The organism is Bacillus sp. AR8-1, assembly GCF_008042345.1.
Taxonomy (GTDB): Bacteria; Bacillota; Bacilli; order Bacillales; family Bacillaceae_G; genus Bacillus_A; species Bacillus_A cereus.
Window position 1 is genome coordinate 222,039 of the sequence record NZ_QNUB01000017.1, and the last position, 13,395, is coordinate 235,433.

Consider the following 13,395-nt stretch of genomic DNA (forward strand, 5'->3'; position numbering starts at 1 on the left):
TTCCATTGACATCATCAAATACAAAAGTATATCTCGAAATTGTAAAAAAAATTCGTTCCATTATGGAAGAGGATGGATTGGTAGCGGGGGATCGTTTGCCGTCTGAGCGCGAGTTAAGTTCACGTTTAAACGTAGGACGTTCCTCTGTAAGAGAAGCATTGCGTGCTTTAGAACTGGTAGGATTGATTGAAACGAGACGTGGTGAAGGGACGTTTATTCGAAACTTTTATGATAACGGTCTTGTACAATTAATTGCTCCGTTCTTACTGCAAGATGAGAAAACAATTCGTGATTTATTACAAACAAAACGATTGCTTGAGAAAGATATGATTCGAATTGTATGTAATTTACCGAAAGAAACGTTTTCTAAAGTACTAAGTAGATTACACCAAGTACTTGAAGAAAATGAAAGCTCAATCCCAACGCTTCATCAAACGTTCTTTAAAACACTTATTGAACAAGTCGATAATTATTTACTATATCGCATTTGGATGATCGTAAATGATTACGTAGCAACTCTTTCTTGTAAAGTTTCAAGAGATTCTATCGATATGTATAGAAAGCTTTATGCTACTTTGGAAGAAAAACAAGAAAATGATGCACTAAAAATTTACGATGAATTAGTAGAGAATATACAGTTTCACTCGTAATGTATAAAATTTGTCGAAATGACCATGACACGTTATGACAAACATTCTACCGCGTAGCGGTTAAAGTTAAACGTAAAGAGTGAGGTTATTAGACAGATTGAGAAGATAAGGCTAACATCAAACTTTGGTGTTAGCCCCATTTTCTTCTTACGCTAACCTTAGCTCTCAACGAAGGGGGTCAAATTGTGCTAAGAGATTTATTCGTGAAAAAGAAAAAGTACGCTGCAATACCTTCAGAACAAGTACGAAAAGATGTGCCAGATGGCGTTATGACAAAATGTCCGGAATGTAAAAAAATCATGTATACGAAAGAACTTCTAAAAAATTTAAAAGTATGTGTGAATTGTGGATATCATCATCCTATGAATGCATGGGAACGTCTTGATAGTATATTGGACGAAGGGTCATTCCGTGAGTATGACAAAGAAATGGTTTCATTAAATCCACTCGAGTTTCCAGGTTATGAAGAGAAACTAGAGAGCGATCGTAAGAAGACTGAATTGAACGAAGCGGTTGTAACTGGTGAAGGAACAATTGATGACATGCTTGTTGTTGTTGCAGTAATGGATTCTCGTTTTCGAATGGGGAGCATGGGCTCTGTAGTAGGAGAAAAAATCGCCCGTGCGGTTGAAAAGGCGTACGACTTACAAGTTCCATTTATTATCTTTACTGCTTCGGGTGGTGCCCGTATGCAAGAAGGGATATTAAGTTTAATGCAAATGGCAAAAACAAGCGTAGCTTTGAAAAAGCATAGTAATGCAGGAGGTTTATTTATTTCTGTTATGACTCACCCAACGACGGGCGGGGTTTCAGCGAGTTTCGCTTCACTTGGTGATTATAATCTTGCAGAACCAGGTGCACTTATCGGATTTGCTGGTAGACGTGTAATTGAACAAACGGTGCGTGAGAAACTACCGGAAGATTTCCAAACGGCAGAATTCTTACTAGATCATGGTCAATTAGATGCGGTGGTGCATCGTGATGATATGAGAGAATCGCTTCGCAAGATTTTAGAAGTTCATCAAGGAGGGGAAATGGCTGTATGGCAGAGCTAGAATTTGAAAAACCAGTTGTTGAGCTAAGAAATAAGATTCGTGAACTGAAAGACTATACGAAAAACAGCCAGATGGACTTCAGTGAGGAGATTCGTATTTTGGAAGAAAAGCTAGAAAATTTAGAGGAAGATATATACGGCAATCTAAAAGTATGGGACCGTGTTCAAATTGCTCGTCATGCAGAACGACCGACAACGCTCGATTATATTGAGCACTTATTTACTGATTTTTTCGAATGTCATGGAGATCGTCTATTTGGCGATGATGCAGCGATTGTCGGCGGCATTGCGAAATATAAAGGGATGCCTGTAACTGTAATTGGGCATCAGCGCGGAAAAGATACGAAAGAAAATATTCGCCGTAACTTTGGAATGCCTCATCCAGAAGGATATCGAAAAGCACTGCGTCTCATGAAACAAGCGGAAAAGTTTAATCGTCCTATTATTTGTTTCATCGATACGAAGGGAGCTTATCCTGGTAAAGCAGCTGAAGAACGTGGACAAAGTGAAGCTATTGCCCGCAACCTATTTGAGATGGCAGGTTTAACGGTACCAGTTATTTGTATCGTTATCGGTGAAGGCGGTAGTGGTGGTGCGCTAGGTCTTGGAGTAGGAGATTACATTCATATGCTAGAAAATTCCACTTATTCTGTTATTACACCAGAGGGTGCAGCGGCAATTCTTTGGAAAGATGCAGGAAAAGCAAAGGAAGCTGCAGAAGCAATGAAAATTACAGCAGCAGATTTGAAAGAATTAGGTGTAATTGATGAAATTATTCCAGAGGCAAAAGGTGGAGCTCACCGTAATCTTTTAAAACAGTCAGAAAATATAGACTTAATGATTAGAAAAACTTTTGAACAATTAAACGGAATTTCGAAAGATGAATTAATCGAAAAACGTTATGAAAAATATATGAAAATTGGGCAAGTTTCGTTTTCAAACGCTTCCATTGGGATAAAATAAGAAAAGCGTGCGTTCCTCTTCGCGAATGCACGTTTTTATTATGAAAAGACACATCTTCTCCATTGTGTTTTTATATTTTTTCGTGTTATTTTATTATAAGGCAAATAATCTTTATGAGGTGAGTACAAATGAAACGTATTGGTGTATTAACAAGTGGTGGAGATTCACCTGGTATGAATGCTGCCATTCGTGCAGTTGTTCGTAAAGCGATTTTCCATGATATTGAAGTATATGGTATTTACCATGGATACGCTGGATTAATTTCTGGTCACATTGAAAAATTAGAACTTGGTTCTGTTGGCGATATTATCCACCGCGGTGGTACGAAATTATATACAGCAAGATGTCCTGAGTTTAAAGACCCAGAAGTACGACTAAAAGGTATCGAGCAATTAAAGAAACATGGTATCGAAGGACTTGTTGTTATTGGTGGAGATGGTTCTTACCAAGGCGCTAAAAAATTAACTGAACAAGGATTCCCATGTGTTGGTGTACCAGGTACAATCGACAATGATATCCCTGGAACAGACTTCACAATTGGTTTCGATACAGCTTTAAACACTGTTATTGATGCAATTGATAAAATCCGTGACACAGCTACATCTCATGAACGTACATATGTTATCGAAGTAATGGGACGTCACGCTGGTGATATCGCATTATGGGCTGGTTTAGCTGATGGTGCAGAAACAATCTTAATTCCAGAAGAAGAGTATGACATGGATGATGTTATCGCTCGTCTGAAGCGCGGTAGTGAACGTGGTAAAAAACACAGTATTATCGTTGTAGCTGAAGGTGTTGGAAGTGCAATTGACATCGGTAAGCACATTGAAGAAGCAACAAACTTTGATACTCGTGTAACTGTATTAGGTCACGTACAACGTGGCGGATCACCAAGTGCACAAGACCGTGTATTAGCAAGTCGTCTTGGCGCAAGAGCAGTTGAATTATTAATTGCTGGTAGAGGTGGACGTTGTGTAGGTATTCAAGATAACAAACTTGTTGATCATGATATTATCGAAGCGTTAGCTCAAAAGCATACAATCGATAAAGATATGTATCAATTATCTAAAGAATTATCCATCTAATCGGCGTAATGTCAGATATTTGGGAACGGTTTCATAATTTTCGGAGGTGCAATATGCGTAAAACTAAAATTGTATGTACTATAGGTCCTGCTAGTGAAAGTATTGAAAAATTAGAGCAATTAATCGAAGCAGGTATGAACGTTGCTCGTTTAAACTTCTCTCATGGTAGCCATGAAGAGCACGGAGCTCGTATTAAAAACATTCGTGAAGCTTCAAAGAAAACTGGTAAAACAGTTGGTATCTTACTTGATACAAAAGGTCCAGAAATCCGTACTCACGACTTCGTAGACGGACAAGCTGAGCTTGTAACAGGTGCAGAAGTAGTTCTTTCTACTGAGCAAGTATTAGGTACTGCAGAGAAGTTCTCTGTATCTTATGCTGGTCTTTATGACGATGTAGACCCAGGTTCTCGCATTCTAATCGATGACGGTCTTATCGAACTAGAAGTAATCGAAAAAGCTGATGGAAACATCCGTACAAAAGTTCTTAACAGCGGAACTGTAAAAAATAAAAAAGGTGTTAACGTACCAAACGTAAGCATTAAGCTTCCTGGTATCACTGAAAAAGACGTAAAAGATATCATCTTCGGTATCGAGCAAAAAGTTGATTTCATCGCAGCTTCATTCGTACGTAAAGCGTCTGACGTATTAGAAATCCGTGAATTATTAGAAGAGCATGGCGCTCAATACATCCAAATTGTACCGAAAATCGAAAACCAAGAAGGTATCGACAACATCGATTCAATCTTAGAAGTTTCTGACGGTTTAATGGTAGCTCGTGGTGATATGGGTGTAGAAATTCCACCAGAAGAAGTACCATTAGTACAAAAACGTCTAATCAAAAAATGTAACGTGTTAGGTAAACCAGTTATTACTGCGACACAAATGTTAGACTCTATGCAACGTAACCCACGTCCAACTCGTGCGGAAGCAAGTGACGTAGCTAACGCAATCTTCGATGGTACAGATGCAATCATGCTTTCAGGTGAAACAGCTGCTGGTCAATATCCGGTAGAAGCAGTAACAATGATGGCTAACATTGCAGTACGTGTTGAAAAATCATTACAATACGAAGATATGTTCAAAAAACGTATTAAAGAGTTCACTCCAACAATTACAGATGCAATTAGCCAATCTGTTGCGCATACAGCACTTGCTCTTGATGTAGCTGCAATCGTAGCTCCAACAGAAAGTGGACATACTGCGAAAATGATCTCTAAATACCGTCCAAAATCTCCAATCGTAGCTGTAACATCTGACGAGCAAGTAGGACGTCGTCTTGCACTTGTTTGGGGTGTACAAGCATTTATGGCTGAGAAGCGCGCAGCTTCAACTGACGAAATGTTAGATACAGCAATTCAAACAGGTATGGATGCAGGTCTAATCGGCCTTGGAGATACTGTAGTAATTACTGCTGGTGTTCCAGTTGCTGAAACTGGTACAACAAACTTAATGAAAATCCACGTTGTTGGTGAAGAAGTTGCTAAAGGACAAGGAATCGGTCGTAAAGCTGCAAAAGGTAAAGTAGTTGTAGCAAAAACAGCTGCTGAAGCTGTAGCGAACGTAAACGAAGGTGATATCCTTGTTACAACAAGCACTGATAAAGATATGATTCCTGCAATCGAAAAAGCTGCTGCTTTAGTTGTAGAAGAAGGTGGCTTAACAAGCCATGCTGCTGTTGTAGGCGTATCAATCGGTATTCCTGTTATCGTTGGTGTAAACGGCGTAACAGCAACTTTAAAAAATGGCCAAGAAGTAACAGTTGATGCAGCACGCGGAATTGTTTATAATGGACATGCGGAAGTGCTATAAGTAATACGGAGAGAAGGATCGGAGTCCTTCTCTTTTTTTTACACAAAAACGAGATAGAGTTAGCTTAAAACGCCTAGAATTGCTTTTAAAAGCTGTTTGTTATGGGTTTTAATATGAAAGGGTATTATATTTCATATGATGTATATAGGCGTTGTGAGGGCGTTAAAAGTGAGTTGTGAGAGAGGTGTAGAACTATGAAGTGGTTACTATTCTTGTTTATTTTAATACCGGCGATTGAGATTACGGTCTTAATCGGATCAAGTCATGTAATAGGTTTATGGTCTACGTTCGCTATGATTGTATTTACAGGTGTAGTAGGTGTGTATTTGGCGAAAAGACAAGGATTTAAAGTGCTTGGAGAGATTCAATCTAAGTTGAATAGAGGGGAAATGCCAGGTGAGGCAGTACTAGATGGTATTTTTGTATTTGTAGGAGGTATTCTCTTAGTGCTTCCTGGTTATGTGACAGATGTGCTAGGGTTTATCTGCGTGATCCCTATTACGAGAGCTTTATTGAAGCCGCTTGTTATGAAGTGGATGGAATGGAAGTTTAGAAAGAACTCTACTATTATCATTCAGAAGTAGCGCTTAGATTATAACGATCTAAGTGCTATTTTTTTGTCTTGTAAGAGGGGAGGAACTTTCTGATTGAAGCTTTGCTTTACCGCGTTATTTGTGGGGTGTGGAATTTCTATCTCAAAGCTGGGATGCTCGTAAGTGTTTGATGTGGGGGGATGAACAAAACGTCCGCTTATTATATTTGCTATATAATTTTCGTTTGAACTCTTGTTGTGCTTCGATTAAACGTGTGATTTTTTAGTGCTATTAATTTGGATGAATAAGATGGTGCGAAATGCAGCCAAATTAAAGTTTTGCTTTTGTATATAAAGGAGCGATTGGTGTAAAGAATTCATATAAAAGGTGGTGATTGTTAGTTGAAGCCCTATTTTATGCTATTTTGTATATTTATTCATTTACATAAAAAGTAATAAATGTAAGTAATAATTATAGGTAAAATAGAATAAAAATGTATTTTTAGCTAGAATATGTGTTTTTTTATGCAAAAAAACAAGAGGATTATCCTGTTTCTGGGTAATTCTCTTGTTGCGTGTGAGTAGTGTGGAAAATAGGTAAAAGGAATAATCAGTGGGAATTTCCCACTGATTATAGCTTGATTTTTTGTATGAATTAGAAACTGTTATTTTGAAGGTGAACCTTTAATATATTTCCACAAGTCATGGAAGACATTAGCTTTGTGTAATGTATTAAGTAGTACTAAGGTGACTGGACCGATGATTAATCCTAAAAAGCCAAAAAGCTTAAAGCCGACAAATAGAGCGACGAGTGTTGCTAATGGATCGAGACCGATGTTAGATGAAAGTACTTTCGGCTCCATAATTTGTCTTTGGACAATCACGACGATGTATAAAATGAGAAGGCCAATGGCGAATCCGGTATCGCCAGTGAAAAATACGTATATAACCCACGGAACGAAGACCGCGCCTGTTCCTAAATAGGGTAGTAAATCTACAACTCCTGTAATAATCGCAATAGTAATGGCGTATGGTACGCGTAATATTAAAAGTCCGATCAGTACAATGACGGTTGTCATAGATACGAGTGTAAGTTGTGCTTTCACAAAACCAAACAAAGCTTTTCTTAAATCGACAAAAATAGTTTTTCCGTATCCATGTACACGATTCGGTAGCAAATTTCTTGCTTTCTGAGCAAGACGGTGCCAATCGTAACTAATGAAGAAAGTGGCTAATAAAATGAATACAAGGACAGTTAACGTTGTTGGCAGTGCACTAATGAAATTCGTTAACCCGCTTATAATGGCGGTTAAAAGTTCTTTCATTTGTGTTGTTGCTTCTGTTCCTAAGTTTTGGATGTTTTGTGTAATTGTATAGCGCTGTGGTTCTCCAAGATGATTAAATTTAGAGATTAAATCATCGTAGAGAGGCATAATATGATTAAGTGCAAATTGCTGAGCGAATGTAACGATATCTGGAAACTTTACTGTAACAAGTTGTAGTAAGTATGTTGTGGCAGATATTGCTTCAGTCACAAGATATGTAACAAGTCCAACGATAGCTCCAAATACGAGAATTAAGCTAACGAGTACTGCTAGTGCGCGAGGAAATTGTAGTTTTTGATTAAGGAAATTGACGACAGGATTAATCAAATAAGCAAATGCAAAAGCGATAATAAAAGGATAGATAAGCCCTGACATGTATAGTAATACATAGAACCCAGCTACCGTTGCTACAATGACAAATATGAGTCGCAATATCATATATAGTAAGTTTCGGTTCAAAGATGTATACCTCCCATTCCAATTTGGATTATCCTAATTCGTTCAACTTATAACGAGTGTGCCCCACTGATTAAAGTTTCACTTTATGTTATAGTGGAATGATGGATTTTTCCTGCTTTTTCAGTATGTGAGTGACTGTGAAAGCTTGGTGTTGATGCTTCTACTATATGGTAAAAACTTCATTTTCTCTTCTTTTTATTTTACCTGTTTCTAATTAGAAAAGAAAGAAGAGACGCCTGTTTTTTAAAATGTATACATGCTTAAATTTTTATGGTGAAAGTCTCAATTTATCATTTTAAAATACATAAAAAATGAAGTGATTCATGTTGAATAGGCATCGATATATCATGTATAACGATAGGTTTAAAGGTATTTTTGTTTGGAAATGAGTTCATTATTTTCAGAAAGGAAGTGCAAACATGATTAGTCAGTCAACGTTATTTTTATTCATACTACTTATTATAGGACTTATTGCGAAAAACCAATCGCTTACTGTGGCTATTGGTGTGTTATTTTTATTGAAGTTTACGTTTTTAGGAGATAAGGTCTTTCCTTATCTACAAACGAAAGGAATTAACCTAGGTGTAACGGTCATTACAATAGCGGTGCTCGTACCGATTGCGACGGGGGAAATAGGTTTTAAACAACTTGGAGAAGCAGCAAAATCTTATTATGCGTGGATTGCTTTAGCTTCAGGTGTAGCGGTCGCTTTGTTAGCGAAAGGCGGCGTACAATTGTTGACAACGGATCCTCACATTACAACTGCACTTGTTTTTGGGACAATTATAGCGGTTGCGCTATTTAATGGGGTTGCTGTTGGTCCGTTAATTGGGGCTGGAATTGCCTATGCGGTTATGAGTATTATACAAATGTTTAAATAAGGAATTTTATAGTAATATAAAATTTTTGAATTCTTTCTGTTCACAAAAGTCAGATAATTGTTTATAATAGGATTAGAAACTTTGAAAAGTTACATAACAGCAGAGACTTTAAACCATATAAGATATTGTTTTATGTTGTTTTTATCATAAAACTCTTCGGAATGTATTTTCCTCACTAACTTGTTGTTTTGAGCGTGAGGATTCGGGGAGACATTCACGCTCATGCTTTCCATGTAAACAATGGACAATAAGAGGGGAACATCGCAACAAATTTGCATGATCGTGCATTTTGCTTGCCTAAAGAGTGAACGGGCGTTCATAATTCATAAGGGGAGCAAATAGATATAAGGAGCAAGGTTGGGAGAATTTTCAGGAAAAGGAGAGAATGTCATGACTGTTATTCGAGGTTTAGAAGGGGTAGTAGCAACAACATCATCTGTGAGCTCTATTATTGATGATACATTAACTTATGTTGGGTATAATATTGATGATTTAGCTGAGAATGCTACGTTTGAAGAAGTAGTGTACTTATTATGGCACCGCAAGCTTCCTAATGAAAAAGAACTAGCGGAATTTAATGAAATTGTATCTGAATACTATAAAGTTCCAGGTGAGATTTTAACATATTTGAAACAAGTAGATTTAAAAATTGCACATCCGATGTCTGTTTTACGAACTGCAATTTCCATGCTATCATTATACGATGAGAGCGCTGAAATTATGGATGAAAAGTCCAATTATTTGAAAGCGGTTAAATTACAGGCTCAAGTGGGAACTTTAGTTGCTGCTTACGCGAGAATCCGTAAAGGTTTAGATATTGTTGAGCCAAGAAAAGATTTATCATTAGCTGCAAACTTCTTGTACATGTTAAATGATCGCGAGCCAAATGAAGTTGAAATTGAAGCTTTTGATAAGGCACTTGTACTTCATGCAGATCATGAGTTAAACGCTTCTACATTTACTGCACGTGTTTGCGTAGCTACACTGTCAGATGTATATTCTGGTATTACAGCAGCAATCGGTGCATTAAAAGGTCCTCTTCACGGTGGGGCAAATGAAAATGTAATGAAGATGTTAACTGAAATTGGCGAAGAAGAAAATGTAGAGTCATATATTCATAATGCTCTTCAAAATAAAGTGAAAATCATGGGCTTTGGCCACCGTGTGTATGAGCAAGGTGATCCACGTGCAAAACACTTACGTGAAATGTCTAAGAGATTATGCGTGCTTTTAGGAGAAGACAAATGGTATAATATGTCTATCAAAATTGAAGACATTGTAACAAAAGAAAAAGGTCTTCCACCAAATGTCGATTTCTATTCAGCTTCTGTATACCATTGTTTAGGAATTGACCATGACTTATTTACACCTATTTTTACAATTAGCCGTATGTCAGGCTGGTTAGCTCATATTCTAGAACAATATGAAAACAACCGTTTAATCCGTCCGCGTGCTGATTATAATGGACCAACGCATCAAGTGTATGTTCCAATCGCACAAAGATAAGCGAAAAACACTATTTCGATAGTGAAAATACGCTTTCAAAAGTCTGATTTTTTCGGAAAGATGTAATGATTAGAATATTTTAATTTGACTAACGGTTTGAACTGAGGGGTTATTCCCTCAGTTTCATACATATGAAATTTCAAACATGGGGGTTATCACATTGACGACAGGTGAAAAAATTACTGTAACTAATGGTGTTATGAATGTACCAAACAATCCGATTATTCCATTTATTGAAGGAGATGGAATTGGTCCTGATATTTGGGCAGCTGCATCTCGCGTAATAGAAGCAGCAGTTGAAAAAGCTTATGATGGTGAGAAGAAAATCGTTTGGAAAGAAGTGCTTGCAGGGGAAAAAGCATTCAACCAAACAGGCGAGTGGTTACCAGAAGAAACTTTAAATTTAATTCGCGAATATTTAATCGCAATTAAAGGTCCACTTACAACTCCAGTTGGCGGTGGTATTCGTTCTCTAAACGTAGCACTTCGTCAAGAATTAGATCTATATGTATGTCTACGTCCAGTTCGTTATTTTGAAGGTGTTCCTTCACCTGTAAAACGTCCGGAAGATACTGATATGGTTATTTTCCGTGAAAATACAGAAGACATTTATGCTGGAATTGAATATGCACAAGGATCTCCAGAAGCAGAAAAAGTTCTTGCTTTCTTAAAAGAAGCAATGGGTGTTAATAAAATCCGCTTCCCAGAAACATCTGGTATTGGTATTAAACCAATCTCAGAAGAAGGGACAAAGCGTCTGGTTCGTGCTGCAATTCAATATGCAATTAATGAAAAACGCTCTTCTGTTACATTAGTTCATAAAGGAAACATTATGAAATTTACAGAAGGTGCTTTCAAAAACTGGGGTTACGAAGTAGCGGAACAAGAATTCGGCGACAAAGTATTTACTTGGGCTGAATATGATCGCATTGTTGAAAAAGATGGTAAAGATGCAGCAAATAAAGCGATGGCAGACGCTGAAGTGGCTGGAAAAATCATCGTAAAAGATTCTATTGCAGACATCTTCTTACAACAAATTTTAACTCGTCCACGTGAGTTCGATGTTGTTGCAACAATGAACTTAAATGGTGACTATATCTCTGATGCACTTGCTGCACAAGTAGGTGGAATTGGTATTGCACCTGGTGCAAACATTAACTATGTGACTGGACATGCTATCTTTGAAGCTACACACGGTACAGCTCCAAAATATGCAGGTTTAGATAAAGTAAACCCATCTTCAGTTCTTCTTTCAGGTGTATTATTATTAGAACACTTAGGATGGAATGAAGCAGCGAAATTAGTAACAGATTCAGTTGAGAAAACAATTGCATCAAAAGTAGTAACATATGACTTCGCTCGCCTAATGGAAGGCGCAACAGAAGTGAAGTGTTCTGAGTTTGCTAATGAGCTTATTAAAAACATGGATGTAGCGATAATCAAAAACGCATAATTAAAACGGGGGGTAAATTATGACAATCAAACGCAAGAAAGTTTCAGTCATCGGTGCAGGATTTACAGGAGCAACAACGGCATTCTTATTAGCACAAAAAGAACTTGCAGATGTTGTATTAGTGGACATTCCACAACTGGAAAATCCAACAAAAGGGAAAGCGTTAGATATGTTAGAAGCGAGCCCAGTACAAGGTTTTGATGCTAACATTATTGGAACATCTGATTACGCAGATACTGCTGATTCTGACGTTGTCGTTATTACAGCAGGTATTGCACGTAAGCCTGGTATGAGCCGTGATGACTTAGTAGCAACGAACTCTAAAATTATGAAAAGTATTACGCGCGACATTGCAAAACATTCACCAAATGCAATTATTGTTGTGTTAACAAATCCAGTTGATGCAATGACATATTCTGTATTTAAAGAAGCAGGATTCCCGAAAGAGCGTGTAATTGGCCAATCGGGCGTATTAGATACAGCTCGTTTCCGTACATTCATCGCACAAGAATTAAATCTTTCTGTGAAAGACATTACAGGATTTGTTCTTGGTGGACACGGTGACGACATGGTACCTCTTGTGCGTTATTCTTATGCAGGTGGTATTCCGTTAGAAACGTTAATTCCGAAAGAGCGTTTAGAAGCAATCGTAGAACGTACACGTAAAGGTGGCGGTGAGATTGTAGGCTTATTAGGAAACGGTAGTGCATATTACGCACCAGCAGCTTCTTTAGTTGAAATGACAGAAGCAATCTTAAAAGATCAACGCCGTGTATTACCAGCTATTGCGTACCTTGAAGGTGAGTATGGTTATAGTGACCTTTACTTAGGGGTACCAGTAATTCTAGGTGGTAACGGAATTGAAAAAATTATTGAATTAGAACTTCTTGCAGATGAAAAAGAAGCGTTAGATCACTCTGTAGAATCTGTACGTAACGTAATGAAAGTTCTTGTTTAATAATTGAATAGTAGTGAAAAAGATTCGGGATTCCGAATCTTTTTCTACTATTTACCGAATTGTTTTTTTGAAATAATATGAAAACGCTATCATTTATAGTATCCTATAATGAAACTATAGATTTATACTATACATTGCCCTCATCATAGTAAATTTCGGATAAGGTATCGCTTTTAGTAGGATAATAAGGTGAAAAAATCGGAGGGGGTTGTAACATGTTAAAGAAAAAAATTCAAATTGGTCGTAAAATGGATGAAATTACAGTAGGAGAGAAATTATCTATCACTGAAAAAATTGAGGATAAAGATTTGTTATTGTACTTAGGGTTAACGAATGATGCCAATCCATTATATATTCAGCATGATTACGCATCCCAAACTCCGTATGAAAAGCCGATTGTACCAAGCATTATGCTAACGGGAATGATTACAACGGCAGTTACGAAATATTTACCGGGTCCAGGAAGTCATATTACTAGGAAGGACCTTACGTTCGTGAAGCATGTTCACCATTATGAAACGTTACAAATCCACTTTGAAGTTGTGGCTGTTTCTGAGGAGGAACATACAATTGATATGCTTGTATCTGCTCATGATGAAAAAGGAGAAACTGTTGTAAAAGGTTCGTTAACAGTCACGCCGCCTTTTAAATCTGTTTCCATTATGGAAAAAGCATTAGATAATTTTTAAAAGATGAAAATATGAATAGCGCTAGC

The 13,395-nt window shown here is 37.4% G+C and carries 12 protein-coding genes; 11 read left to right on the top strand and 1 reads right to left on the bottom strand.

Translation table 11 applies throughout. From position 1 onward, the window contains the following. Positions 1-5 precede the first annotated feature (5 nt). The 6 genes from DN400_RS12420 (at position 6) to DN400_RS12445 (ending at position 6,150) form a co-directional block, all read left to right on the top strand. Positions 6-650, top strand: coding sequence for a FadR/GntR family transcriptional regulator (locus DN400_RS12420; RefSeq protein ID WP_000204444.1), 645 nt, complete (start codon positions 6-8; stop codon positions 648-650). Positions 651-835: 185 nt separating this feature from the next. Further along, the gene (gene accD, locus DN400_RS12425) at positions 836-1,705 is read left to right on the top strand and encodes an acetyl-CoA carboxylase, carboxyltransferase subunit beta (protein WP_000942856.1); all 870 of its coding nucleotides are present in this window, start codon (positions 836-838) and stop codon (positions 1,703-1,705) included. Beyond that, entirely contained in the window at positions 1,693-2,667 is a 975-nt protein-coding gene (accA, locus tag DN400_RS12430; protein WP_000818801.1) for an acetyl-CoA carboxylase carboxyl transferase subunit alpha, read from the top strand. Before accD ends, accA begins: the two co-directional genes overlap by 13 nt. A gap of 128 nt (positions 2,668-2,795) precedes the next feature. Next, positions 2,796-3,755, top strand: a complete 960-nt coding sequence (gene pfkA / locus DN400_RS12435) for a 6-phosphofructokinase (RefSeq protein ID WP_000821158.1) — start codon at positions 2,796-2,798, stop codon at positions 3,753-3,755. A 53-nt stretch (positions 3,756-3,808) separates the two neighbouring features. Beyond that, positions 3,809-5,566, top strand: a complete 1,758-nt coding sequence (pyk, locus tag DN400_RS12440; RefSeq protein WP_001232667.1) for a pyruvate kinase — start codon at positions 3,809-3,811, stop codon at positions 5,564-5,566. A 194-nt stretch (positions 5,567-5,760) separates the two neighbouring features. Continuing rightward, positions 5,761-6,150 (top strand): FxsA family protein, encoded by a 390-nt coding sequence (locus tag DN400_RS12445; RefSeq protein ID WP_000871631.1) that lies wholly within the window; start codon positions 5,761-5,763, stop codon positions 6,148-6,150. A gap of 613 nt (positions 6,151-6,763) precedes the next feature. On the opposite strand, the gene ytvI is transcribed toward DN400_RS12445, so the two are convergent. Then, on the bottom strand, positions 6,764-7,882 hold the full coding sequence (gene ytvI / locus DN400_RS12450; protein ID WP_001081389.1) for a sporulation integral membrane protein YtvI: 1,119 nt from the start codon (positions 7,880-7,882) through the stop codon (positions 6,764-6,766). Positions 7,883-8,301: 419 nt separating this feature from the next. Here ytvI and DN400_RS12455 point away from each other — a divergent pair, with 419 nt between their 5' ends. The 5 genes from DN400_RS12455 to DN400_RS12480 all read left to right on the top strand — a co-directional run bounded on the left by DN400_RS12455 (position 8,302) and on the right by DN400_RS12480 (position 13,369). After that, on the top strand, positions 8,302-8,763 hold the full coding sequence (locus tag DN400_RS12455; protein WP_000625507.1) for a DUF441 domain-containing protein: 462 nt from the start codon (positions 8,302-8,304) through the stop codon (positions 8,761-8,763). A 357-nt stretch (positions 8,764-9,120) separates the two neighbouring features. Then, positions 9,121-10,269, top strand: a complete 1,149-nt coding sequence (citZ, locus tag DN400_RS12465) for a citrate synthase (protein WP_147801697.1) — start codon at positions 9,121-9,123, stop codon at positions 10,267-10,269. 160 nt (positions 10,270-10,429) lie between these two features. Then, positions 10,430-11,722, top strand: coding sequence for an NADP-dependent isocitrate dehydrogenase (icd, locus tag DN400_RS12470; protein ID WP_000206893.1), 1,293 nt, complete (start codon positions 10,430-10,432; stop codon positions 11,720-11,722). Between the two features lie 19 nt (positions 11,723-11,741). Then, entirely contained in the window at positions 11,742-12,680 is a 939-nt protein-coding gene (mdh, locus tag DN400_RS12475; protein ID WP_065229425.1) for a malate dehydrogenase, read from the top strand. Between the two features lie 215 nt (positions 12,681-12,895). Further along, positions 12,896-13,369, top strand: a complete 474-nt coding sequence (locus DN400_RS12480; protein WP_065229424.1) for a MaoC family dehydratase — start codon at positions 12,896-12,898, stop codon at positions 13,367-13,369. The last annotated feature ends 26 nt before the right edge of the window (positions 13,370-13,395 follow it).

Coding starts and splice junctions, on each gene's coding strand:
- accA (WP_000818801.1), top strand. CDS start 1,693: ATGGCAGAGCTAGAATTTGAAAAACCAGTTGTTGAGCTAAGAAATAAG.
- DN400_RS12445 (WP_000871631.1), top strand. CDS start 5,761: ATGAAGTGGTTACTATTCTTGTTTATTTTAATACCGGCGATTGAGATT.
- DN400_RS12455 (WP_000625507.1), top strand. CDS start 8,302: ATGATTAGTCAGTCAACGTTATTTTTATTCATACTACTTATTATAGGA.
- mdh (WP_065229425.1), top strand. CDS start 11,742: ATGACAATCAAACGCAAGAAAGTTTCAGTCATCGGTGCAGGATTTACA.
- DN400_RS12480 (WP_065229424.1), top strand. CDS start 12,896: ATGTTAAAGAAAAAAATTCAAATTGGTCGTAAAATGGATGAAATTACA.
- pyk (WP_001232667.1), top strand. CDS start 3,809: ATGCGTAAAACTAAAATTGTATGTACTATAGGTCCTGCTAGTGAAAGT.
- pfkA (WP_000821158.1), top strand. CDS start 2,796: ATGAAACGTATTGGTGTATTAACAAGTGGTGGAGATTCACCTGGTATG.